General features: G+C 58.0%; 15 protein-coding genes and 1 pseudogene. 5 read left to right on the forward strand and 11 right to left on the reverse strand.

Annotated features, from left to right (window positions below; translation table 11 throughout):
- Positions 1 to 57: 57 nt before the first annotated feature.
- The 3 genes from THISIDRAFT_RS03180 (at position 58) to THISIDRAFT_RS03190 (ending at position 3,109) form a co-directional block, all read left to right on the forward strand.
- Positions 58 to 1,230 carry an IS3 family transposase gene (locus THISIDRAFT_RS03180; protein ID WP_221914034.1) on the forward strand — a complete coding sequence of 391 codons (1,173 nt, stop codon included), beginning with the start codon at positions 58 to 60 and terminating at the stop codon, positions 1,228 to 1,230.
- A 98-nt stretch (positions 1,231 to 1,328) separates the two neighbouring features.
- Complete coding sequence (locus THISIDRAFT_RS15285; protein ID WP_006787823.1) at positions 1,329 to 1,568, forward strand: Uma2 family endonuclease; 240 nt, start codon at positions 1,329 to 1,331, stop codon at positions 1,566 to 1,568.
- Between the two features lie 11 nt (positions 1,569 to 1,579).
- On the forward strand, positions 1,580 to 3,109 hold the full coding sequence (locus THISIDRAFT_RS03190) for a dynamin family protein (RefSeq protein WP_006787824.1): 1,530 nt from the start codon (positions 1,580 to 1,582) through the stop codon (positions 3,107 to 3,109).
- A 326-nt stretch (positions 3,110 to 3,435) separates the two neighbouring features.
- Here the strand turns inward: THISIDRAFT_RS03190 and THISIDRAFT_RS03195 are convergent, their stop codons facing one another.
- Positions 3,436 to 4,530, reverse strand: a complete 1,095-nt coding sequence (locus THISIDRAFT_RS03195; RefSeq protein ID WP_246585313.1) for a transposase — start codon at positions 4,528 to 4,530, stop codon at positions 3,436 to 3,438.
- Between the two features lie 152 nt (positions 4,531 to 4,682).
- On the opposite strand from THISIDRAFT_RS03195, the gene THISIDRAFT_RS03200 reads away from it, so the two are divergent.
- Positions 4,683 to 5,141, forward strand: coding sequence for a hypothetical protein (locus THISIDRAFT_RS03200; RefSeq protein ID WP_139064038.1), 459 nt, complete (start codon positions 4,683 to 4,685; stop codon positions 5,139 to 5,141).
- A complete protein-coding gene (locus tag THISIDRAFT_RS03205) occupies positions 5,138 to 8,059 on the forward strand; it encodes a hypothetical protein (protein ID WP_006787828.1) in 2,922 nt (973 codons plus the stop codon). Before THISIDRAFT_RS03200 ends, THISIDRAFT_RS03205 begins: the two co-directional genes overlap by 4 nt.
- Positions 8,060 to 8,159: 100 nt before the next feature.
- On the opposite strand, the gene THISIDRAFT_RS03210 is transcribed toward THISIDRAFT_RS03205, so the two are convergent.
- The 10 genes and pseudogenes from THISIDRAFT_RS03210 to THISIDRAFT_RS03255 form a co-directional block, all read right to left on the reverse strand.
- Entirely contained in the window at positions 8,160 to 8,438 is a 279-nt protein-coding gene (locus THISIDRAFT_RS03210) for a heavy-metal-associated domain-containing protein (protein ID WP_006787829.1), read from the reverse strand.
- A gap of 53 nt (positions 8,439 to 8,491) precedes the next feature.
- A complete protein-coding gene (gene tldD, locus THISIDRAFT_RS03215; RefSeq protein ID WP_006787830.1) occupies positions 8,492 to 9,937 on the reverse strand; it encodes a metalloprotease TldD in 1,446 nt (481 codons plus the stop codon).
- Between the two features lie 94 nt (positions 9,938 to 10,031).
- Entirely contained in the window at positions 10,032 to 10,856 is an 825-nt protein-coding gene (locus tag THISIDRAFT_RS03220) for a carbon-nitrogen hydrolase family protein (RefSeq protein WP_006787831.1), read from the reverse strand.
- A gap of 20 nt (positions 10,857 to 10,876) precedes the next feature.
- A complete protein-coding gene (locus THISIDRAFT_RS03225) occupies positions 10,877 to 14,305 on the reverse strand; it encodes a YhdP family protein (protein WP_006787832.1) in 3,429 nt (1,142 codons plus the stop codon).
- Between the two features lie 60 nt (positions 14,306 to 14,365).
- The gene (locus THISIDRAFT_RS03230; protein ID WP_139064039.1) at positions 14,366 to 17,821 is read right to left on the reverse strand and encodes a transporter substrate-binding domain-containing protein; all 3,456 of its coding nucleotides are present in this window, start codon (positions 17,819 to 17,821) and stop codon (positions 14,366 to 14,368) included.
- A 50-nt stretch (positions 17,822 to 17,871) separates the two neighbouring features.
- Positions 17,872 to 19,386, reverse strand: a complete 1,515-nt coding sequence (locus THISIDRAFT_RS03235; RefSeq protein WP_006787834.1) for a response regulator — start codon at positions 19,384 to 19,386, stop codon at positions 17,872 to 17,874.
- Positions 19,387 to 19,573: 187 nt separating this feature from the next.
- On the reverse strand, positions 19,574 to 21,472 hold the full coding sequence (gene mutL / locus THISIDRAFT_RS03240) for a DNA mismatch repair endonuclease MutL (RefSeq protein ID WP_336245394.1): 1,899 nt from the start codon (positions 21,470 to 21,472) through the stop codon (positions 19,574 to 19,576).
- Positions 21,473 to 21,487: 15 nt separating this feature from the next.
- Positions 21,488 to 21,700, reverse strand: a complete 213-nt coding sequence (locus tag THISIDRAFT_RS03245) for a hypothetical protein (RefSeq protein ID WP_139064040.1) — start codon at positions 21,698 to 21,700, stop codon at positions 21,488 to 21,490.
- A 271-nt stretch (positions 21,701 to 21,971) separates the two neighbouring features.
- Entirely contained in the window at positions 21,972 to 23,066 is a 1,095-nt protein-coding gene (locus THISIDRAFT_RS03250) for a transposase (protein WP_246585313.1), read from the reverse strand.
- Between the two features lie 433 nt (positions 23,067 to 23,499).
- Positions 23,500 to 25,149, reverse strand: a pseudogene (locus tag THISIDRAFT_RS03255) (Rne/Rng family ribonuclease); the annotation flags it as partial.
- Between the last annotated feature and the right edge of the window lie 79 nt (positions 25,150 to 25,228).

Genomic DNA, 25,228 nt, shown 5'->3' on the forward strand with positions numbered 1-25,228 from the left:
GAAATCTGGACAACAGCTTAAGCGATGACAAAGCCTCCAGCATGGGGTAGCGAAGAGATGAGCGAGAAGAGGAAGCGGAACACATACAACGCCGAGTTCAAGGCCAAGGTCGGGCGTGAGGCGATCCATGGGGTCAAGACCGTCAACGAGATGGGTCAAGCCTACGGGGTTCACCCGGTGCAGGTCAGCAAGTGGAAGAAGGCAATCGTTGAGCAGGCAGGGACGCGCTTTGAGGGCAAGCGTGGTCCGAAACCGGCAGCGGAGCAGGACTCGCCGGATCGGCTCTACAGCGAGATGGGCCGCCTGAAGATGGAGCTGGACGGGGACTGGCTCAAAAAAAACAGGGATCACCCTGCCATGAGCCGCCAGGGCTGGATTGAGGCGGAGGGTGCGCGCTCCATCGTGCGGCAGTGTGAGCGGGCGGAGGTAGCTCGAGCGACCGTATACGCGCATCGCCATCCATCACAGGAGAACGCGACGGCGCTGCTGCTGTGCCGTCTGCTCGACGAAATCTATACGCGGCGACCGCTCTACGGGAGCCGCCGGATAGTAGCCGAGCGGCGGGCACAGGGCCATGAAGTCAACCGCAAGTGCGTGCAGCGACTGATGCGCCGGATGGGACTGGCGGCGATCGCGCCGGGCCCTCACACCCGCCGCCCGCACCCGCAGCACAAAGTCTATCCGTACCGGTTGCGTGGCATTCAGGTCATTCGGCCCAACCAGGGCTGCAGCACTGACATCACGTACGTGCGGCTAGCGCGAGGCTTTTGCGACCGGGTCGCGATCATCGACGGGTACAGCCGAAAGGTCTTGAGTGAGCGGCTCAGCAACACCATCGATGCGAGCTTTTGCCTCGACTGTCTTGAGGAAGCCCTGCGGCTGAACCGCCCTCCTGAAGTCTTCAACAGCGACCAAGGCGCTCAGAACACGGCGGAGCCATTCACCAGCGTGCTCAAGCGTGAAGGCATGACGATCAGCATCGATGGCCGAGGGCGAGCCTTTCACAACATCTTCGTAGAGCGGCTCTGGCGAACGGTGAAGCATGAGGACACCGACCTCAAAGGCGACGCTGACCTGCGTGAGGTGACTCTTGGGCTACTGGAAGACTTCTCATTTTACAACGAAGAGCGCCCGCACCAAGCACAGGCCGACGAGACGCCAGCAACGGTCTACAGGACCCGGCAGGGAGGAGGTGCATTGATCGTAGACAAATACGGCCCAGGGCGGTGACGCCTACCGACGGTGAATCTGCGGCATCAGGGCAGCGCTGTGCAGCTGCGAGTGAGGGGCAGGCGATAACTTTAACTCGGCCACCTTTTGTCTTGACAATGGGGTCCACCTCAGTTGCGGACAGCAGTCTGCAGACTGATCGCGACATCAAGATTCCGTTGTATGCGTTTCACGCTATTCCCGAGGTTTGGATTGTGGCAATACCTGAGCGTCAGGTATTGCGTTTTGCTCATCCTTTGCAGGGTGTTTACCAACGCGGCGACATAGTCTCGCTGAATCAACCCACTCAACTGCCAGGATTGCCGGGTTATGCCGTAGATCTGGCGGGACTTTTTTGATGAATTAAGCCATGCCAATCGTTAGTCATTATCCCAGTCCTCACGCATCACCGGATGGAGCAACAGCGACGATCCACCGCACCCTGCACCTTTTGATTGAGCGCCTGGGCTGTTCGGCAGCTCCGCCGGATGGCCTGCTGACAGCGCGGGTGATTGGTGAATTTTCTGCAGGCAAGACGCGTCTGTTGCGTGAATTGTTGGGCGAGCAGATTCCGCCAGCGCTGTTTCCAGTCAGTTCGCTGGAGCGTCAAACCCGCTTGCCGCTTGAAATTACCTACGGTGATCCGGCCATACTGGAGTTGATAGAACGCGCCAACGATTACGACCCGGCAACGGTAATCAAGCCTTTGGACGCTTTCCCGCAGCGTGAACAACTGGCTGATTATGATCCGCAACGCTATCGCTTGCGCCTGGCGATTCCTGAGCTTCGGTTATTTTTACCGACGGGTGATCATTATGGCGAGGACGATCAGGCACCTAAACGCCTGCTGTTGATCGATATGCCAGGCTGGAATTCAGGTGATGACAAAATTGCCGAAGGGGATGCTGCCGATATGCTGGCGGGCTATCACAATCTGGCGCTTGTTTTTGTCGTTAATGCCACGCGCCTTGACGGACAGGATAACCACGAGCGTTTGCGTGATTTTCTCAATGCCTTGGTTGATGCCGATTTTGTAGGACAACCAACGTTGCTGGTTGTGATCACACACTGCCCGCCCGCTGACGCCGAGCGACTCCGTGCACGCATGCACAAACACATTATGTCTTTGTGGGCGGAGCTGGATCAGGATCTTGCATCACTGCAACTGCAGCTGCTAACCGTTGATTTTCCGGTATTGACTGCCGATGAACGTGCCACCTTTCGCGAAACTTTCTGGAGGCATCTGCTGGCCCCGATACAGCAAACCTCCGCTGCAGTGCCCATGCCCCCCTGGATTGTGGCCATGCGTCATTGGTCTGGCGATGCTAATCCCTGTTCACACCTACCCCAAGCGGCTGAGTGCATTGCCCGAGCGCGGGCACTGCTCGAACGCGCCTGCCAGAACGGGGATTTTCTGCCCGGCATGAATATGCACCGCCTGTTGGGGCTTGATGCTAAAGGCATTCATACACGTTTACTGGAAACCTGGCGGCGTCAGTTAAAATATGCTGATCTGGAGCAACTTGCGCATTATCTCGCCGTGCCGGCATCCCTTGCAGACGAGCATCCCCTCGCGCCTTGGTGGAATGACTACTGGCAAGCCAATCTGGAGCGGCTGCTTATGCCCACGCGCCGCTTTATGGTATTGGCTGAGCGTGTGCTCTGTGAAGTGCAGCCAGATACTGAGGATCTGCGTGCCCATTTAGCCGCACGCTTGACCAATCCGCACCGTCAGGCCATGCAAGCACTGGATTGCAGCTTTAGCTGTCTGGTCGAGACGGCGCAGATGCTGCTTGAGAACACACAGCCTCCACAAGCCATTGCCACACTCTTAAGCCTGTCTCTGATGGAGGCGCGCTATGCGGATCATTACGCCTGGGCGATGGATGATTTTTTGTAAGCGGCTGATTATGTCACGGGGCAGCCTCTTGCAAATGTTGCCACGACAATCGAACGCTCCTGCTGCATAGATTTAACAAAAAAGTTGCTTCATCTATGAACGAAAAACAGCAAAAACGCTGGCGCGAACTCCAACGGGACGCCCAAAAAGATGTTGGCGATTATTTGTGTGAAAAACTCACCTATCCAGACATCGTACTCTTACTTCAACAGGATCTGCAGATTCGCACGCTGATACGTGAAATCCTTGAGTGTTCACATCAAGAGGAGGTTGTATCAGATGATAAATCCACGTCAACCGATTTACCGGTGTATGCTTACCACCTATCAGTTACTCGCGGGCATAAAAAGCGGGTAACGGGCTGTTGTTTTGGAGACAGCGCTGTAGATAGCGCAGACCGCGTTTAAACCAGGACAGCAGGCTGCGGGAGGCTTTTTTGAAGGTCCAATGCTCAGGGTCGTGTTGGGTCTGGAGTTTTTTTCAAGGGGTGTTGGGGAGGCGAGTGCCTCGGCGCGCCCCGCACGCACGCACCAATACATGGCCAGGGCCATGATCAGGACAAGGCGCTCCAGACGGTCGGCGTGCTGGAGTTGGGAGTGCTGGAGGTTGAAGCCCCGGCTCTTGAGGTCCGAGAACATCGGCTCGATGCACCAGCGTGCGGCATAATCCAGAACGCGCGTGCGTGTGGGCAGGGCGTCCATTGCGATGATCCAGGGCTGTGGATGCCCGGGGTCGTGCAGGATCCCGAGATGGGTTCGCACCCCGCAGGCAAACAGGCCGACCTCGGTGAGATAGCGCTCGCGCACGCCTTGGGCCAGTGCCCCGGTGGTCGTCTCCTCGCTCTGCCCACTGTCGACGCGCAGGTTGCCTTTGAGCCGCAGCCGGTAGCTCCAGCCCTGGGCCTGGAGCCACTCCAACAGCGCCACGCTGGGATAGAACCGATCGGCGCAGAGCAACACCGCCACCCCGGGCGGTACCCAAGAGCGAACCCGCTCCAACAGCCCCCGTTGCGCCTCCCAGCCGAGATTGGCCGCCCCCTCCTCGGCGCACCAGGCTAGGGGTAACGCCCGATCACCCACGCGCAGCGCCACCATCAGCACCGCCATTCGATCTCCCAGGTCGCTTTGATCCAGACTCAACAACACCGTTTGATCGCCACTGGCCGCCTTGGCCAGCTCCGAACGTGCCCAGGGCTCCAAGATCGTCGCCGAATCGATCAGCCGATTCTTCAGCAACCGCCTCAACCACTGCTCGCGCATGTCTTGCCGCGGCGTCTCCAGTGGCAGCAGGTTGGCCAACTCCGCCGTGTTCGGCGTTTGCCCCTCCAGCATCGCTCCAACGGCCAGCGCCAGTTTGTCGACCACCGTCTTACGCAACCCTGGATGCGCTTCGCGCAGTCCTCGGGCCACTTCTTCTGCCAAGCGTTTGACACTTCCCATGCTCACCCCTATGACCTCAGTTCAGCTATTCCTCAAAGTTTGCCATAAAAGTGATAGGTGGCAAGCCGGTGTATGATCGGCATGAGCGGACTGAATCTTGTGTGGGCCCGTTGGCTGCAACGCCGCCTAAAGAGGTGCTTTTTGCATCCAGCAACCGTTCAGAGGCGCTGCGCGAGCAGCTTGCTCCAGAATTGGCGCTTCTGGCGCGATTTCGCTCCGATACCGAGCTGGTTGCACTGTGGCTACTCAATGATAACGAGCCAGAGGGGCGGCAACTGCTTCGCCTGGTTGCGCTATTGGCGCAATGGGATCAGATACTGCAACTCTGGGATCATTTGGCCCAACGCTGTAAAGCAGCACAACGCCCAGCAAGCGAGGACGAGCGGCAGATCCTTGCTGCAGCCTTGGATATTCATAACCTCATCTGGCACGGTCGAGCGGCACGCCTGCAGTCCGTTGTACCCGGTACGGCCTTTCATTTCAAACAGCATGAGCGTGGCGTACAAACGGGTGAAATCATCCGTGCGCAATGGCTTCCTGGGCTGCTCAATGCCGCCGGTCAATTACAAAAAAAACCACTGGTCGAGACATGAGCACGCACTCCACCAATCAAATGTTGCGCGAGGTGATCGCGACATTGGATGCACTCAGTCAGCGACTGCCTCGGCGTGCCCTGCTTGCAAGACTCCAGGCCCATGCGCGTCAATACCATTTACAGATTGATCTCATTACGATGAACATGGATATCCCTTCTTATCTCAAAGACTTTTATTATTCCGAACAGATCGCGCCGCTTGCCCAAAAGCTTGCCGCTCAACCATTCTGGTGGGTTGGTACGCTTACTCAAAAAGCGCTCATGCTTTACGACAGCCAAAGCCGCCTGCTTTGGGAAGCAAAACCGGATCAGCAAACCACGGTATCGCTACGAGAAAGCCAGCAACGTATCAAGCAACTTACCTCAAAATCGCTGGGTGAGTGGCGTCTACCTTCCAAAGATGAGTTAGTCCAATTCGCAACCCGGCAAACCAATCCGTTACGCGGCGGCGGTAGTGATCGCTTGTTGCGCCAAGACTATTGGCTCTGCAAGGGGGGACGGATTGACCTGGATTCTGCCGCCTCGACATCCATCAATACAAATGGCCCTGGCGCTATCATTGCCTGCAATGCATTTTTTGCCGACACCCCCGCAGAGGCTTTCATTGAAGCCGCTATTCAGCAGCGTTGGACACTTAAACCGTGCACTCCAACTGGGGCTGAAAACCTACTGGCGTCGCTTCAAGGATGTCCCGATCTGCCCACGCTCTACCAGCCGATTGACTGGCTTTGCGCCCGTTTACCCCTACTTGAGGCGGTGCAGTTTTCCGACCCCAACAAAGGTCTGTGGGAATTTTGGGGACAAGATGCAGAAACGCTGCGTGAAGCCGGGATACGTGCCCGTAATCCTACCGATGACCTCAAAGATTGGAATATCGCCATCGACTTTGGCACCAGCAGCACGGTGGTGGCCTATGATGACAACGGTCAATCCAAACTGCTGCGCATCGGCGTTCAAGACTTCTGGGGCAAGGAAGAACCCAGCGATTATGAAAACCCAACCGTGCTCGAATTTATTGATTTGGCTGCGTTGTTTGATGCCTGGCGCAGTGAGGCTTATCGCCCTGGGGTTTTGTGGGATCAAGTACGCTGCTCACACGAGGCACTCCACAACTTGCGTCACAACGAGACCAATCCGTGCGTGGTGGCGAGTATGCTGGCCAAGCTCAAACAATGGGCCTTGCGCGAGGAGCTTGATGCTCCGCTGCGTATTACCGATCAGGCCAAAGGATTTGAGCATACGCTTCACTCGCTGACCCTGCGTATGCCCGTCAAAGGCCAGACGCTCACGGTTGGCCCGGACGATCCTTTTGATCCAATCGAGCTTTATGCCTGGTTTCTGGGCTTGACCATCAATTGGCGCGGACGCGGCCTTTTTTTGCGCTATTACATGACTTTCCCGGTGGCCTATCCACGCAAAGTCAAGGACAAAATCCTTGCGTCTTTCCAGCGTGGTTTGCAGCGCAGCCTGCCAAAGGCGCTCATTGATCAGCCTGTTTTTGCAGATTTCACGGTTGCGGAATTGGCCAGTGAACCCGCAGCCTATGCAGCGGCTGCCTTGCCCTTGTTAGGTATTGAGCCGACGACGCAGGGCGTGGCCTATGCGGTGTTTGATTTTGGAGGCGGCACTACCGATTTTGATTTTGGGCGTTATCGTCTGCCAAATGCCGGCGAGGAGGATGAAGGCTGGGAAGCGGTTTTTGAACATTTTGGAGCGGCGGGCGATCGGTTCTTGGGCGGCGAAAATCTTCTGGAAAATTTGGCCTACCTGACCTTCCTGCATAATCGGGAACTTTGTCGCCAGCATCGAATCGCCTTTACGCGCCCGCTGGATGCCGATGACTTTCCTGGCGCGGAAATGTTTCTTGAGCGCACTCAGGCCGCACAAACCAATACCTTGATGCTGATGGCACGGCTACGCCCGTTTTGGGAACAGGGACAATTACCCAATAGCAGCGGGGTAGAAAAAATCGAACTGTTAAATCGTGACGGCGGCAAAGTAAGCTGTGAACTTGCCATCCCCGAGACAGCGCTAACCGAATATCTGGAAATGCGTATCGAACAGGGCGTGCATAATTTTCTGGTGGCCATGCATCAAGCGTTTGCTGACCAACCGCCCGAACAGATTCATGTTTTACTCGGGGGAAATGCCAGTCGTTCGCAGATTGTAGGACGGTTATTGCTTGGATTGGGAGGCAAGCTGTTTGAGGGAAATAATCGCTGGGGGGAGTGGGGAGACGCCAGCCAAGCCGCAGAAACCCTGCGTCAATACATCAAGCAGAGCATCCAGTCTGCACGGAACGCAGAGTCTAAGCTGGATATTATGGTCAGCTCGCCGGAGACTTCCACGGAGGAATCAACCGCTGATCCGCTACAACGTGGCGTTCAGGAAAGACTGCAGGCGTTGTTTGGTCAGCGCGCTCCCGATCTGTACCCCTACCCACCCTTAACGATTGACCCCTCGGATATCTACCGCCCTACCGCTAAAACCGGCGTGGCGCTCGGACTGCTGCGGCTGTGCCCTGGTGGCGTGGTTAAGGTCGTCAACCATGCCATCATCAATAGCGGCGGCGAAGCGCCGTTTGCCTTTCATGTCGGACGCGAACGTCTGGGACGCTTCCAGGTTGGTCTGCATCAGGGCAGTCCTTACGGCGAATGGCATGAACTGGGTGCGCCGCGTGATGGGGTTTTCAACCTGTATTACAGCCAACTACCGCGTGCGCAAACCGGTGAACTGCGCATCGGCGAACCGGGGCTTTACAAGCGCCGCATAGACCTAAGCGGAGAGTTATCCAGTCGCAAGGTTTTTGCACGGGCCATCGGACCCGATCAAATAGAGATCTGCACGGCTACATCCAGCACAGCCATCGCCAACGCCGAGACCGAAAACACCCGCACCGTGATACTGGATTATTAGCGCTATTAAGCCTCAGATAATCAGGACAGCCGGTGGCATAATGCGGGAGCGCACGGCTCCCGCTGTACTCAGGTCACTGTGCGCTTACCTAAAAGAGGGGCTATTTCGTGTTTTGATCCATCCGCCCAACGGCGCAGCTGACAAAGGATTTGGCTTTGGCGTGTAGGGCTTTGAGGCCTTCGATGGAGCCGCGTTCGGGGTAGCCGAGGGTTTGCAGTTTGCTGATCAATTCGGGGCGCAGTGTGTCGGGGGCCTGGATTTCTATCAGGCCGGCGTCTATGTCGATGTCGACGGCGCTGACCCGCGCATCGGCCAGTAGGGCTTTGCGGATGCTGTTGGCGCAGCCGCCGCATTTGATGTTTTCTACGCTAATCTGCATCGCGGGTTCCTCGCTTGTGTTTGCTGAAATATAAAGATAGCGGTTCGGCGGGGTTATGCGGCCTGGGTGCCACCGACGGTGATGCCGTCGATGCGCAGGGTCGGTTGGCCCACGCCCACGGGTAGGGATTGGCCTTCCTTGCCGCAGGTGCCCACGCCTTCGTCGAGTTGCAGGTCATTGCCGATGCGGCTGATGCGCTGCATGACCTCGGGGCCGTTGCCGATCAAGGTAGCGCCTTTGACCGGGCGGGTGATTTTGCCGTCTTCAATCAGGTAGGCCTCGGAGGCGGAGAAGACGAATTTGCCGGAGGTGATGTCCACCTGCCCACCGCCAAAGTTGACGGCATAGAGTCCGCGTTTGACGGAGGCCAGAATGTCTTCCGGAGGTTCTTCACCGGCCAGCATGTAGGTATTGGTCATGCGCGGCAGGGGCAAATGGGCGTAGGATTCGCGTCGTCCGTTGCCGGTGGCGGCAACACCCATCAGCCCGGCATTGAGGCGGTCTTGCATGTAGCCGCGCAAAATCCCGTCTTCGATCAGGACAGTACGCTGGGTGAGGGTGCCTTCATCGTCAATATTCAAAGACCCGCGTCGGCCCGACAGGGTTCCATCATCCACGACTGTGACGCCTTTGGCGGCGACCTGTTGCCCCATACGCTGGCTAAAGGCCGAGGTGCCTTTGCGGTTAAAGTCGCCCTCCAGGCCATGTCCGACCGCTTCGTGCAGCAAAACGCCCGGCCAGCCCGGCCCCAGGACGACGGTCATGCTGCCTGCCGGGGCATCTACGGCCTCAAGATTTAACAGCGCCTGACGCACGGCCTCGCGCACATAGCCCAAGGCGCGGTCTTCTTCGATGAAAAAGCCATAGCCGGTACGGGCGCCGCCGCCGGCTGAGCCTTGCTCGCGCCGCGTTCCCTGTTCGGCGATCACATGGACGTTCAGACGCACCAAGGGCCGTATATCACCAGCCAGGGTGCCGTCGCTGTTTGCCACCATGATGACCTCGTGCACCCCGGCCATGCTGACCATCACCTGGGTGATGCGCGGGTCAAGGCGGCGGGCCTCGCTGTCAAGCTTTTGCAGCAGGTCGATCTTGTCTTGCTCGCACAGGCTTTCGAGGGGATCAAGCGGGGCGTAGATATGATGGCCGTTTTGTTTGCGCGGGATTTGCAGCTGCCTATCCTGGCCTTGTTTGGCAATCGCCCGGGCGGCTTTGGTCGCGGTGTGCAAGGCCGGCAGACTGATGTCGTCAGTATAGGCAAAGCCGGTTTTTTCGCCACTGATGGCGCGTATCCCGACACCCCGGTCGATGTTGTAACTGGCGTCTTTGACGAGACTATCTTCCAGTGACCAGGATTCGCTGCGCTGGAGTTGAAAATAAATATCGCCACGATCAATGCCATGACCGAGCAGACTGCCTAAGGTCTGCTCCAGATCTTTTTCTGCCAGCCCGACGGGCTCCAGAAAACATTGACGGGCAAAATCAAGGGGATGAGTCATAAGCGTTTGGGTTCCTGTAGCTGGGGATGGAGTCGTGCATCTGTAGCGCGAAAGGGTTTGTAACTGCTTGCGTATCCGCTGTATGGCGCAGATGCTAGGGAATGGCGCAGATAAGACGGCGATGGCTATTGACAGGAAAGGTGCGTCGGACCTGTGCCTGACGTTCCCGATCAAGGGTAGCGGTGATGATCCCGGAGCCGCGTGCCAGGCGGTCAAGCACCGTGCCCCACGGGTCAACGATCATGCTTTCGCCGTGCGTCTCGCGTCCATTGACATGATAGCCCCCTTGGGCCGCACTGATCAGATAGACCTGATTTTCAATGGCACGCGCACGGATCAGGGGCTCCCAGTGCGCCTTGCCGGTAATGGCGGTGAAGGCCGCCGGCAGGGTGATGATGTCTACCGCACGATCCAGCATGCCGCGAAATAGCTCCGGAAAGCGCAGATCGTAGCACACCGCCAATCCCAGACGCCCAAAGGGCGTATCCAGCACCACCACCTCATCGCCGTGGGCAATGGTTTCAGATTCCGTGTAGCGTTCGCCGGTGTCGGGCAGGTCCACATCAAAGAGGTGAATTTTATCATAGCGGGCGACCCGCTTGCCCTGATCGTCATAGACCAGACAACTGGCAAAGACCTTATTGGGATCTGGACAGGCCAAAGGAACCGTGCCGCCCACCAGCCAGATGCCATGCTGCTGTGCCTTGTGGGCGAGAAAATCCTGCATCAGGCCACTGCCGTCAGCCTCGCGCACCTTGACTTTATCATGCTCAGACAGACCCATCAGGGCAAAGTTTTCGGGTAAAACCACAAGGCGTGCGCCGGCATCGGCTGCTTTGCTGATCAAACGGCCTGTTTCCAGCAAATTGGCTTGAACATAGGGTCCGGAGGCCATTTGAATGGCGGCAACAATGGTCATGCAGTTTCCTTATAAGCTTATCAGGGTTGATAATTAAAATCAGACGGTGCCAATAATGAGTCTTTTTTTTGCTCTCGTCTAGCGCGCCAGCCCTTGGCCTGGATGATGGGGTTATCCCAGGCACCGGTGAGTCGGTAATCCACGCGGGCCACTTCATCAATGCGCTCGCCCAGACCGGCCACCTGATCAAACACAAACACGGTCAAACCGGCGACCGGCCCACCCAGCAGCGCTGTCGCCAGAGGCAGGGAGGCGGTGACATTGGGCGTCACCGAGATACTTTGATCATAATCTTGCGCCACGATGCCGGTACGCCCTTCGATGCGAAGCTGAGCCACCGGTCCTTGCACCTTTAGACCGGCGGTATACAGATCGCTCCCCGCCAATACAAAATCGCCCTGAATCCGGTCAAAGCTAAAGCCCCGATTGAACAGATCACGAAAATCCAGCGCCAGGCGGCGCGGAATCAGTTGCAGGCTGAACAGGCCCAGCAGACGCCCGGCCCCCGGTTCGACCTGTTTCAAGGCCCCATCGCGCAATTGAATCCGCCCATAGCCTTGCAGACCTTCCCAGGTGAAATGCGTGGGGGCATCGGGCCAGCTCAGGCGTAATTCAATCTCGCCGCTCCCCCGATCAAAGCTGTGCGCAAAGCCTGCCTTACTCAGACTTTGCCCCAGGTCAGCAGTTTCCAGACGCCCGCGCCCGCTGCTGTGATGGCGATCATCAGCCAATACGCGCCATTCCCCGGACATCTGAACCCGACTCTGGCCGGGCGCAAAACCAAAGGCAAATTCCTCAAGGTGCAGGCCGTCGCGCAGCGTTTGCGTGACCAGGCGCACATCCTCCCATTGCAGCGTATCGAGCAACACATACTCCGCGTGCAGATGCAGCGCGGGCAATTGGCGCGGATCGAGGCGGACGGATGTGTTAAGCGGCGCGCCGTGAGGCGCTTTCCATTGATTTAAATCCAGCCAGGCCGCCTGCAATATCAAGGCCGACTCCGCATGTCTCTGTGCCGGAAGGCTCAGTCGGCCGGTCAATAATGGCGAGGCAATTTCCATCTGCCATGCGGCCTGCGGGCTGTCCTGGCGCAGTGTCTGTAATTGAATATCCTCCACGGTACCACCGCGCCAGTGCAGTTGCTCAATCACCAGATCCACATCACGCAGCTGTTGTACCGTTTGCAGCGGATTCTCCGGCCGTGCCGTGTCCGTGGTGAATGCCTCCAGCAGCTGTTGCCAGCCATCCAGATCCAGCGCGGTGAGTACGCCGGAAAGCACAATCCCCGAGAGGTTGCGCATGGTTTGAGCGCCCGCGCCAAAATGCAGCTGGAGGTGGGGTATCTGCCCCGCATGATCAAAGGCCAGCCGGGCGGCCATCTGCGGCGCATAGTCAAGCTCCACGATCGCTCCGGGCGCGATGTCCAAGGGCAGTTGCAGCTTGAACTGTGCAGCCTCTTTGGCAGCTTTGTGCAAAGGCGCCGGCAGATCAACGCTGACGCCCTGCAAATCAGAACGCAGGGTGAGATGGCCCGTACCATCTGGCATCCACAGCAAATCGGCCTGCCAATCCGCAAGCCCTTGAATCCGCTCGACCAACGGCCTCATCTCGGAGGTGTTCAGCCAGACGGCTGGGTCTTGGCGGCTAAAGAGTTTAAGCTGCACACCTTGGCTGGCATCTACGGCCAGATCAAGCACGGCGGGCTGACCGTGAAGCTGGGCGCTGAGTCTGCGACCGTGGGCGCTTTGTTCATCAAAAAACACCGTCCCTTGCAGTGCCTCAAAGGTCAGCGGTACCTCCCCCCAGCGCAGCGGATTGCCCGGCAACTGCAAACGCCCCTGCAGGCGCAGACTGTCAATGTCTTCCTCCAGCGGCCACTGCAAGGCCAAGGCGAGCTGGGCGGGGCCTTGCAGCATCAAGGGCCTGAGTGCTTCCAGCAGCGCCGCCTGTTGCAGATACTCCTGCATAGCCGTTGCCGGACCGCTCAGATCGGCGCGAATTTCCAGTTGCGCTTGTTCCAGGTCTTTAATGAGCACCGCGCCATCGGTGATGCGCAGACCCTGCACAACGCCTTGAACCCCTCGCGCAAACAGGCTGCTGTTTTGGAAAATCAGCTCCCCGGAGAGTTGTTCAATGCGGGGCCAACCGGGCTGATAGTCCAGAATGCCCTGCGCAATGTCTGCCCGCACCTGAAACAAACCCTCCCCAGCGGCAAAAGGAAAGGCGTCCACATAGCCGCTCCACAGCAGTTCACCGGTGCGAATATCGGCGTCAATGATGCTGTCACATAACCATTGGTAGGTTGCCGGAGACAGATGTGCCTCGGGTAGATAAACCGCCACGCGGCTGCCGTTGCCCTGATAAAACTGCACCGCCAGATCGAGATAGGTGCGCGTCCCCAGACTCAGCAAAAATTGCCCGCTCAGGCCGATGTCGGCATTCTCCACACGCAGCTGCTCGGCCTGCACCAGCCACTGGCCGCCCTGCTGGCGCAATGTCAGCAGCGCGGATAGCTGCTGGATCGCCACCGGATCAGCTAGCATTGGCAATGCGAGGTGAGTCTGTTGCGCCTCCACGGCAATCTGTATGGCATCCGGCGTGCCGTGCAGCTGCAAATCCAGCGCCCCGATACCCGGCAGATCGCCTTGCGGTGCCAGATGCAAGGCTGCCACCTGCGCCTGCCATTGCTGCAGGTATCCGGCCTGCCATTCCGCCCACAGATGCAGCGCATCCGTTTGCACCGTGCCCAGGGCAGACCAGCCATCAGCGATGGCCGCCAGCGCGTGCAGGCTGTCTGTGTGCAACGCCGGAGTATGCAAATACCCACGCCCATGCCAGACACCTTGCGAATCAAAAAAGCCCTCAAGCGCCAGATGCAGCGTTTGTTTCGGCTGGCTTAACAGTGCCAGGTCTGCACCAAGCTGGAGTTTTCCCCGATGCAGGCGTCCATGCAGCTGCGGCAGATGCACGCCTGGCCAGCCGGAAAGCTGTAGATGCACATCCCGCAAATCCCATGCAACCCGACTGAATCGTTCCAGCAGGGCCATCGGAATAGGGGGCAGCGGATCAAGGACGGGGGGATCAATGCCATCCATCGCAGCTATGCCCAGCTGAATATCCGCCCCATGCAGACGGATATGACGTACCTGCCAGCGCCCGCTGCGCAGACTTTGTACGGGGTCAAGCCATAGCGTGACATGCTCAATCACCGCCTGCGCATGGGGGTGTTGTACCCGCTGTATGCGGATATCAGACATCTGAATGCGTGGCCAGAAGCCCCACCAGCTTGCGTTTAGCTGCGCCACCTCTACCTGGGCGTCACTGGCCTCGGATAAGATTTGAGCCAGTGCGCCTGCCATCTGTGGATTTTGACTCATCCACGGCAAGGCCACGCGCAGCAGGGTGATCAGCACCGCCAGAATCAGCAGAAAGAAGGTGAATACTTTCATCTTAATTTGGACAGAGTTTTTCGCGCTGCTCTCCCGCTGCTGGATACTCGCAGACGGAAGTTATTCCGTGCCCTCAACCTGCAGGCGGGTGCGCCATTGATCCAGTAAAGCAGCGGCCTGTGTGAATTGATAGCGGTCGATGTGGCGTGCCAGGGTGACGATGTCGTCGCTGGGGAGCTGGGTTTCAAGGTTTGCACGGTGGGCGGTGAAGTGGTCTTCCAGTGCGGTGTCGCAGGTGCTGGCGAGGGTATAAAGCACCTCCAGTTGTCTACTCAGCCACCGACGCATGGCCGGGTCAAGGACGGTCGGGGTGTTTGTCGATGAGGCGAGCGGTGCCGCTTTGGGGGGTTGGGCCGGCATAGCGGTCGGGGTCAACCAGCGGGCTATTTCCGCCAGTAATAAAGGCGGGTCAATGGGCTTGGCCAGGTGCGTATTCATGCCAGCCAGCAGGGCGTCATGGATATTGTCTTCGCGGGCATGAGCACTCAGGCCGATGATTGGAATCCAGGCTCCGTCCGGGCGGGCACGGATGCGTCGGGTGGTTTCCAGACCATCCAATTCCGGCATCTGAATATCCATCAAGATCAAATCCCAGCCATGCACACCTTGGACCTCAATGTGTGCCAGGGCCGCCATGCCATGTTCAGCAATGCTCACCATCATTCCCGCTTGCTCAAGCACGCGAAGGATAACAATTTGATTAACCTCATTATCCTCGACAAGCAATATCCGTCGCCCACTGAGCGCGCTGGGACGTGGTGCGCTGGACGGTGCGCGTATGTCTGGGGAATGCGTGTCTGTTGCCACGGCAAAGGGGAGCGTCAGGAAAAAAGCGCTGCCCTGTTGTGGTTGACTGCTGACCTCAATGCTGCCCTGCATCAGCTCAACCAAGCGCTTGCAAATCGACAGCCCCAGCCCGGTTCCCCCATAACGGCGAGTCATTGAGCTATCCGCCTGATGAAACGGCGTAAACAGTTGGGCAAGCTGCGACTTCTCCATGCCAATCCCGGTATCGCGTACCACAAAATGCACCCGCACCACCGCGCCACAATGGGTAAAACCCTCCAGGTGGACACTGAGGTCGATGCGTCCCTGTTCGGTGAATTTGACGGCGTTGTTGGTCAGATTGATGAAAATTTGCCCCAGCCGCAAGGGGTCGCCCAGCAAGACATCCGGGACTTGGGCATCACGCTGCACATGAAAGTCAAGCCCTTTGTCTCGCGCCTGGTTACCCAGCATGGTCTCCACATCACCGAGCACCGCAGACAGCTTGAAAGGGATGTGTTCAAGTTTAAGCTGCCCGGCTTCGACCTTGGAGAAATCCAGAATATCATTGAGCAGGCCCAGCAGGGCATTGGCGGAGCGCTGCGCCTGTTCAAGATAGCCGCGCTGGCGCGGATTTAAATGTGTTTCCAGCGCCAGATAGAGCATTCCCAGCACGGCATTCATCGGGGTGCGGATTTCATGGCTCATATTGGCCAGAAAGGCACTTTTGGCCTGATTGGCGATCTCTGCTGCTTCTTTTGTTTGTTGCAGGGCCATTTCTGCCTGTTTACGGGCGGTGATGTCGCGCACCACGACCGTGCTGCCGACCACATGATTCTCGGCATCATAGCGTGCCGAAACACTGGCATTCCACCAGCGTGTTTCCTGGGCCATCACCAACGGATATTCGAATTGCTGGGCACCGTTGTACGTGGCAAAGTGAATGGCCTGCTTAAGTTGTGCTGAGATCTCTGCTGAAAACACCTCCTCACAGGACTTGCCCAGAAACTGTGCCGGTGGCATCAGCAAACGGCTTACATCCGAGTAATAGCAATCAATAAAGCGTTGTTTGGTATCCAGCACAAAGACCAGATCATCAATGGAGGCCAGCACCGAGCGCAGCCGCTCGCTGGCTTCCTGTAACTGTCCTTCGGCGCGTCGCCGCTTGCTGATTTGGCGCTGGAGACTGTAATTCCACAGCAAAATGGCGAATAACAAAAGCCCCGCGCCTACCAAGACCTTCCACAGCCATTGATAATCAATCTGTATGTCATAGCGCAAGTGAATCCAGCGATGATAAATCGTGTCTTTTTCAGTCTGCGGAATGGCGTCCAGGGCTTTTTCCAAAATACCGTGCAACAGTGGCCAATCATTGCGCGATGCCAGCGCCAGATCAAAGGCCATCGGTAATTGACCGGATACCTTGAGATTTGACAGGCCACGCTCCCGGATCAAAAAACTCACTGAGGCCAGATTGTCCACCAGCGCAAAAGAATGCCCGGTGGCAACCTGCTCCAGCCCTTCGCTCGTGGTATCCACCACCTGCACATCCAGTTCAGGATAGGAGTGCCGAAGCCATTCATAAGCGCCGACAACGGCGACTGTTTGACCGCGCAGCCATGAAGGATCGGGCAAATAATCCACATCCAGCCGGGTGACGATGACCATCGGCGAACGAATATAGGGGCGGGTAAAATTGAGATACTGATCCCGCTCAGGGGTTTGTGCTGCCATCGCCAGCATGTCAAGTTCACGCGCCTTGATTTTGCGCATCACCTCGGTCCATGAGAGATCCGTCGTGACTTCAAACCGAACCCCTAACAGCGACTCAAGCAGCGCCAGATAATCTGCAGAAATTCCCGCGTGGCGACCCTGATCATCGACAAATTCCAAAGGATACCAGTCAGGATCAACCCCGACGCGAATCACCGGGTGTTTGGCCAGCCAGCGGCGTTCTTCCTCGCTCAATACCATGCCGGTGGCAACTTTACTATCGGATTGAATGATGATCCCCCAGCCTTGCATAATCGCCTGCACCTCGGAGAAATCAATGGCCGCCAGGGCTTTATTGATAATGCTATGTAATTCAGGATATTCACGCCCAATGGAATACACCAATGGCGCTTCCGTCTCCGGAATTGCAAAAGCGATTTTGATGTCATTCATCAAAGCTTGTTCGCGCAACAACTGCAAGGTATTCAAAGGACTGACGAAGGCATCAATCTGCCCATCAAGCAGTTGGGCAAGCATCTCCGTAGACGAGGCGAGGGGGGTTGCATGAATCTGTGGCCAACGTTGAAGGGTTTTTTGCTCACCGAGATTACCGACCAAAAATCCCACGGATTGACCGGCCAAATCCTCCATGCGCTGGATCTGTGCAGTATCAGCGGTGCGCACAAACAGATAATACCAAACGGAATACAGGCTACGGGTAAATAAAAAGCGTTGGGCACGCTCAGGATGGGCAATCGAATTCGCCAAGCCGTGCAATTCCCCGCGCTCGGCACGCTGGACCATCTCTGCCCAATCGCCGACTTCAAGTTGAATTCTTGCCCCGGTCAGTGCCTGAATACGCGCCATGATGTCCGGCTCAATGCCAACGACATAATCATTCTTGAGCACAATGACCGACGGAAACCAATCCCCGATGCCTAAACGGATCTCGGGATTGGCCTGCAGCCAGGCCTGTTCCTCGGGCGTGAGGGCAATGCTGGAGGCGGCACCGTTTAGTGGAATGAGCAGTATCAGCATCAGCCAAAAAAGCGCCCAGCATTGGGGCGTCGCTCGTGCCGCCTGCAGATTCACTGCGCCACCGACAGGGTCAGATAGATGCAGGTGTTGTTCTCTGTATCGGAGGTTTCCATGCGCAAATCCATGCCCATGGTGTCGGCCAGCAGTTTGGCAGAATAGGTCCCCAGACCGGTGCCACTGCGTTTACCGTAGGTGCAGTATTTTGCAAAAAAATGCTGGCGTATGCGCTCAGGCACAGTGCCTTGATTACGTAATGCCAGCACCACCGGGCCGGGGGTGGTCAACTCAATGACAATGTTTGCGCCATGTGGCGAGGCCTCCACCGCATTTGTCAGCAGGTTTGCCAATAGCGAAAACAGCAAACGCGCATCCGCACGAACCAACAGCATGGTTTCGGGGGCCAGCACCTCGCCATTCAAGCACATCTGTAGCTGCAGGTTTTTGCTTTGCATCTGGGTCGCTGCAATGCCTTGCAACTCATGTAATATCACGATTAAATTGACCGTCTGAGCCTCGTAGTGATATTGGCCCGTTTCCATTTTGAACAGATCCAGCGACAGATTGATCATATTGTGCATCTTTTGCCCGGATTCGCGGATCAGGGTGAGCGCCTCGCGCTGTTCTGTGCTTAGATTATCATCCAGCAACAACAAATCCGGGAAGCCAATCACCGGATTGAGCAGTGATTTGAGATCATGACGCATGATGTGCTCAACGTCTTCCTTGATCCGTTCCAGCTCTTTGCGATCACCGATATCTTCCTTGACAGCAACATAATGGGTGATCTGGCCCTGATCATCGAGAATCGGCGAAATCGCCACCGATTCGTAGAACAAGCTGCCCGCTTTATTTTGATTGATCAGCTCACCGCGCCAGATCTGGCCTTGGGTGATCGTCTCCCACAGATGTTGATACAGCGCTTTCTCCTGTTGGTCGGATTTCAATACCCGAGGATTCTGGCCGATGGCTTCTTCCTGCGTGTACCCGGTAATCTGTGAAAAATAGGGATTGACATAGGTGATTGTGCCATCACGATCCGTAATCACTATCGAAGCCGGGGCCTGTTCAACCGCTTTGGCCAGAATACGCAACTGCGCCTCAGCGCGCTCACGTTCGGCAATCTCATGGGTGAGTTTTTGTACCAGGCGCTGGATTTCATCGCGCTCTGCGGAAAGTTTTTTGCGTTGCGCCGCCAAGGCCAGATGCGCCGCCACGCGGGCGAGCAAGGCCGGAGGATGGATCGGCTTGGTCACATAATCCACCGCCCCCACCGCAAACCCACGGATTTCGCTATCGCTATCGGTCTTGGCCGTGAGAAAAATGATCGGGATATCTGCCGTTGCAGAACATGCCTTGATCCGCTGGCACAGCGTATAGCCATCCATCTCCGGCATCATGATATCCAGCAACAGCAAGTCCGGCGGGGCACCCTGCGCCAGCAACCCCAGCGCCTGCGCACCACGGGTCACCGCCTGCACCCGATACAGCGGCCTGAGCACATCAGACAATAGCTTCAGATTGTCGAGCTGATCATCAACAATCAAAATGGATTGGCTGTGCGACATGAAAACCCCTCAAAATTTACGAAGCAATTTACCCACTGGCGCAGGATTCGGCATAGCTTATGCACATCACGGAGAATTGCAAAGCGCAGCCCTGCACCGGGAAGCGCGGAGCACCGGCTTTGCATAAAAACGTGGCGGCCTTTTCCCGATGCTGCTGCAAAAAAGCGACGGCTAAACGCTGCCGCCATTAACGTCCGCGCAAAAACAGGCGGTCGAGTTCGGGCAGGCTGAGTTGAATCCAGGTGGGGCGACCGTGATTGCATTGATTGGCGCGGGGGGTGTTTTCCATGTCGCGCAGCAGGGCATTCATTTCGCGCAGGGTCAGTTGGCGCTGGGCGCGGACAGCGCCGTGACAGGCCATGGTGGCGAGGATGGCGTTTATGGCTTCTTCGATGCGCTGCGAGTGACCATGGGCGAGCAGTTCCGAGAGCACATCGCGCAGCAAGGTGGCGGCGTCAGCGTGTGCCAGCAGGCTGGGCAGGGCGCGGATGCAGGCACTGTCGGGGCTGCTTTGATCCACCTCAAAGCCTAAGGCATTGAGGTGCTCGCGGTGCTGTTGCAGTCCTTCCAGTTCACGCGGGCCCAGTGGCACGCTCACCGGCAAGAGGAGCTGCTGGGCGGTGATGGCACGATTGGCATGGGCCTGCTTGAGGCGTTCGTAGGTGATGCGCTCGTGTGCCGCGTGCATATCGACAATGACCAGGCCGTGGGCATTTTGCGCCAGAATATAGACGCCGTGTAGCTGGGCGAGCGCTTGCCCCAGATCCACCGCTGCCGAGTCATGCGTCACGGATTCACTGACCTGGGAAGAGAGTGCGGTGCTGGGGCTGGTGCTCTCAGGGGCAGTGCGCAGCGGGCGATAAAGCTCGGCATAGGCCGGGAGCAATGCCGCATGCAGATGTAATGTGTTTTGCTGTGGCGGTGCGACGGGCGATGTGACCGGGCGCGAGGTCGGTGCAGCGGGGTGAGGTGGGGTATCAGACGGTGCCGCAGGCGGCATCTGGCCGGCATTTTGATGCAAGCGGGCCAGGGATTGTTCTACGGTGTGCCGGACAAATTCATGGATTTGCCGGGCATTGCGAAAGCGTACCTCGTGCTTGGCGGGATGGGCGTTAACATCCACTTCCATCGGGTCCAGTTCGAGATAAAGCACACAGGCGGCCTGGCGTTGCTGGTGCAAGACATCCTGATAGGCTTGGCGGAGCGCATGGGTCAGGGTGCGATCCCGCACGCTGCGCCCATTGACATAAAAATACTGCAGGTCGGCCTGCCGCCGTTGATAACTCGGCAAGCCCAGCCAGCCCCATAGCCTGACATCCCCGACCCTTTGCTCAATAAACATCGCCTGCTGCACAAAGGTCTCGCCGCATAACTCGCCGACGCGCCGCTCCATGTGCTCTGGCGTGGTCGCTGGTGGCAGATGGAACAGGCGACGCTGGTTATGCGTCATCTGCACCCCCACATGAAAGCGTGATAAGGCGAGTCGGATGGCCAATTCCTGCAGGTGGCTGAATTCGGTGCGTTCGGTGCGCAGGAATTTCCGCCGCGCCGGGGTATTGAAAAACAGGTCACAGACTTCAATGCTGGTGCCTTGGGGATGCGGCGTGGGTTGCAAGGCCTGGGTGATGTCCCCGCCATCGACCTGAATGCTAAAGCCGTGGGCGTTGCCGGCCTGGGTCGAGCTCAGCCGCATCCGCGACACCGAGGCAATGCTGGGCAAGGCCTCCCCACGAAATCCCAGGCTAGTGACGCGCTCCAGATCATCCAGGCTGGCAATCTTGCTGGTGGCATGACGCGCCAGTGCAAGGCTCAGCTCGTCCGGGGCAATTCCCTGACCATCATCACGCACCAACAGGCGCTTGATCCCGGCGTTTTCCAGCTCAATCTGGATATGCTGCGCCTGGGCATCCAGACTGTTTTCCAGCAATTCCTTAAGCACCGAAGCCGGGCGTTCAATCACCTCACCGGCGGCAATTTGATTGATCAGGTGGGACGGCAACAGACGGATCGGCATGGATGGCGTATGGTGTGCAATGTTGATAAACCGCGCTGCGGCTGCGCCCCGCCAGATGACGGGGACAGCCACAGGGTTTAAGCCTTTTTAAGGCTGCGGGTCGGTGTTATGACTGGGCGCGGGCAAGGGCGGGCCAATCTCTGCCGGGGAGGGCAGGGCCTTGAGGGCTTGCGCGGGCGCGGATTCCTCAGTACGTGCCTCAGTACGCACCGGGGTATCGGTTTGCGCGGGCCCGTGTTCTGCGTTCGTCGGTGCGGCATCCTCTGGGGCTTTAGAAGTCTGCTCTGCATTAGGCCGCAAGGAGCGACTGCGGCGCAAGGTGTTAGGGCGGCGTGGCTCCGCTAAGGATGGGCTATTGTCACGCGAGTCACTGCCTGACGCATCCTGCAAGGCCGGGTTGGCATCCGTGCCAGTATCCCCTTGCTCATGCAGACTGCGGCTGCCATCGGTATTGCGCGGCGTGGAGCGGCGTTTACCACGCGTGGTACGCCGTGGGGTACGGGGGCGCTGAGGCGTGGTATCGCTGCTGCCATTGCTGTCAAGCTGTGGTGGTACCTCGGCTTACCACCTATCAGTTACTCGCGGGCATAAAAAGCGGGTAACGGGCTGTTGTTTTGGAGACAGCGCTGTAGATAGCGCAGACCGCGTTTAAACCAGGACAGCAGGCTGCGGGAGGCTTTTTTGAAGGTCCAATGCTCAGGGTCGTGTTGGGTCTGGAGTTTTTTTCAAGGGGTGTTGGGGAGGCGAGTGCCTCGGCGCGCCCCGCACGCACGCACCAATACATGGCCAGGGCCATGATCAGGACAAGGCGCTCCAGACGGTCGGCGTGCTGGAGTTGGGAGTGCTGGAGGTTGAAGCCCCGGCTCTTGAGGTCCGAGAACATCGGCTCGATGCACCAGCGTGCGGCATAATCCAGAACGCGCGTGCGTGTGGGCAGGGCGTCCATTGCGATGATCCAGGGCTGTGGATGCCCGGGGTCGTGCAGGATCCCGAGATGGGTTCGCACCCCGCAGGCAAACAGGCCGACCTCGGTGAGATAGCGCTCGCGCACGCCTTGGGCCAGTGCCCCGGTGGTCGTCTCCTCGCTCTGCCCACTGTCGACGCGCAGGTTGCCTTTGAGCCGCAGCCGGTAGCTCCAGCCCTGGGCCTGGAGCCACTCCAACAGCGCCACGCTGGGATAGAACCGATCGGCGCAGAGCAACACCGCCACCCCGGGCGGTACCCAAGAGCGAACCCGCTCCAACAGCCCCCGTTGCGCCTCCCAGCCGAGATTGGCCGCCCCCTCCTCGGCGCACCAGGCTAGGGGTAACGCCCGATCACCCACGCGCAGCGCCACCATCAGCACCGCCATTCGATCTCCCAGGTCGCTTTGATCCAGACTCAACAACACCGTTTGATCGCCACTGGCCGCCTTGGCCAGCTCCGAACGTGCCCAGGGCTCCAAGATCGTCGCCGAATCGATCAGCCGATTCTTCAGCAACCGCCTCAACCACTGCTCGCGCATGTCTTGCCGCGGCGTCTCCAGTGGCAGCAGGTTGGCCAACTCCGCCGTGTTCGGCGTTTGCCCCTCCAGCATCGCTCCAACGGCCAGCGCCAGTTTGTCGACCACCGTCTTACGCAACCCTGGATGCGCTTCGCGCAGTCCTCGGGCCACTTCTTCTGCCAAGCGTTTGACACTTCCCATGCTCACCCCTATGACCTCAGTTCAGCTATTCCTCAAAGTTTGCCATAAAAGTGATAGGTGGCAAGGGTACCTCGGTGGAACGCACGGGCCGGGAGATCCGCGTTTCACCGTTGTCTGGCTTGCTCGTGTTGCCGTTGCCGTTGCCATTACGCGGGGGATACTCACGCAGACCTTCAGAGCTTTGCACACGCCGACTGCGCAGCGTGGTGGTGCGCCGGGGCAGGCGTTCACGCGGGGCTGAGGCAGTGGAGTTGCTGGTCGTGTCTGCTGCATCAGTGTCCGGGCGCAGTCGGCTCGTGTTACTGCGCAGACTGCCGGGGACGCGCCCTGGTGTCTTGGCGGCGGGTTTTTCGACGCTGACGTTGCTGCGCCGGGAAAACAGGCTTTGCAATACGCGCTTGAGCAGCCCTGAGCGCGGGTTATCCGGGCGCTGTTTATCCACCGTCGGTGCCGGCGTGGCGGGTAAAACACTTTGCACCGCAGCGCGTTCCAGCGCCGGGCGACGGGTATTGGTGTTGCTGGTCGCGGCAGGCGTATCTACGGTTTCCTCGTTGAGCAAGGCATAGCTTGGCTGGCTTTGCTCGTCTTCACTCAGCGTATCGTTGCGTACCCGTTTCAGGCTGTAATGCGGCGTGACCAGGGTGGGATTGGGCACCAACAGAATGGAGACCTGATGGCGCGCTTCCAGTACCGTGATCACCTCGCGCTTTTCATTGAGCAAAAAGGTCGCCACATCCACCGGCAACTGCGCCACCACGCGCTCGGTTTTGGCCTTCATCGCCTCTTCCTCAATTAGCCGCAACACGGACAAAGAAAGCGACTCGACACTGCGAATATGTCCATGCCCGCTGCAACGCGGGCACACGATCTGACTGGATTCTCCCAGCGAAGGCCGCAGCCGCTGGCGCGACATCTCCAGAAGGCCAAAGCGGGAAATACGCCCGACTTGAACCCTGGCACGATCCATTTCCAGCGCGGCGCGCAGCCGACTTTCCACTTCGCGCTGATTGCGCGTCGCGCTCATGTCGATGAAATCAATGATGATCAGCCCGCCCAAATCGCGCAGTCGCAGCTGGCGGGCGATTTCGTCGGCGGCTTCCAGATTAGTCGTCAGCGCGGTTTCTTCAATATCGCTGCCGCGTGTCGCCCGGGCCGAGTTGACATCAATGGAAATCAATGCTTCGGTGTGATCAAAGACCACCGAACCGCCGGAGGGTAGCGAGATGACCCGCTCGAAGGCGGCTTCGATCTGGCTTTCGATCTGATAACGGTTAAACAAGGGAACATGATCTTCATACAGCTTGAGCTTGCGCAGGGTCTTGGGCATGACCTGCTGCATGAACTTCTGCGCCTGGGCATATACCGCCGGATCATCGACCACAATCTCGCCGATGTCATTGCGCAGGTGATCCCGCAGGGCACGGATGATGACGTTGCTTTCCTGATAGACCAAAAAGGGTGCCTTACGGCCTTGCGAGGCCTGCACAATGGATTCCCACAGGGTTTTGAGGTATTCCAGATCCCAGCTCAGTTCCTCAAAGGTGCGTCCGACCCCGGCGGTGCGCGCAATCACGCCCATGCCTGCCGGAACCTGCAACTGGCTTAAAATTTCGCGGATCTCGCTGCGCTCTTCGCCCTCAATGCGCCGCGATACGCCACCGGCGCGGGGGTTATTGGGCATCAAGACCAGATAGCGGCCGGCCAGGCTGATAAAGGTGGTCAGCGCCGCGCCTTTATTGCCCCGTTCTTCTTTTTCGACCTGTACCAAGACCTCCATGCCTTCCTTGATCACGGATTTGGCGCGTCCTAAATTGCCATGTTCATCCTCCCCAAGATATTCCGGGGAAATCTCTTTGAGTGGCAAAAACCCATGGCGCTCGCTGCCATAATTGATAAAGGCGGCCTCCAGGCTGGGTTCGACCCGGGTAATGATCCCCTTGTAAATATTGGCCTTTTTTTGTTCGCGGGAGGGCGTTTCGATATCGATGTCGTAAAGCTTTTGGCCATCGACCATCGCCACACGCAACTCTTCGGGCTGCGTGGCATTGATTAAAATTCTTTTCATGAGTGATGTCTCGAAAAAAACCTGCTGCCCCTCTAGTCGTCGCCATGCTGACAGGCCGCGTAGGAACAGCCCCCCAACG

This window comes from Thiorhodospira sibirica ATCC 700588 (assembly GCF_000227725.2).
GTDB classification, from domain to species: Bacteria; Pseudomonadota; Gammaproteobacteria; order Ectothiorhodospirales; family Ectothiorhodospiraceae; genus Thiorhodospira; species Thiorhodospira sibirica.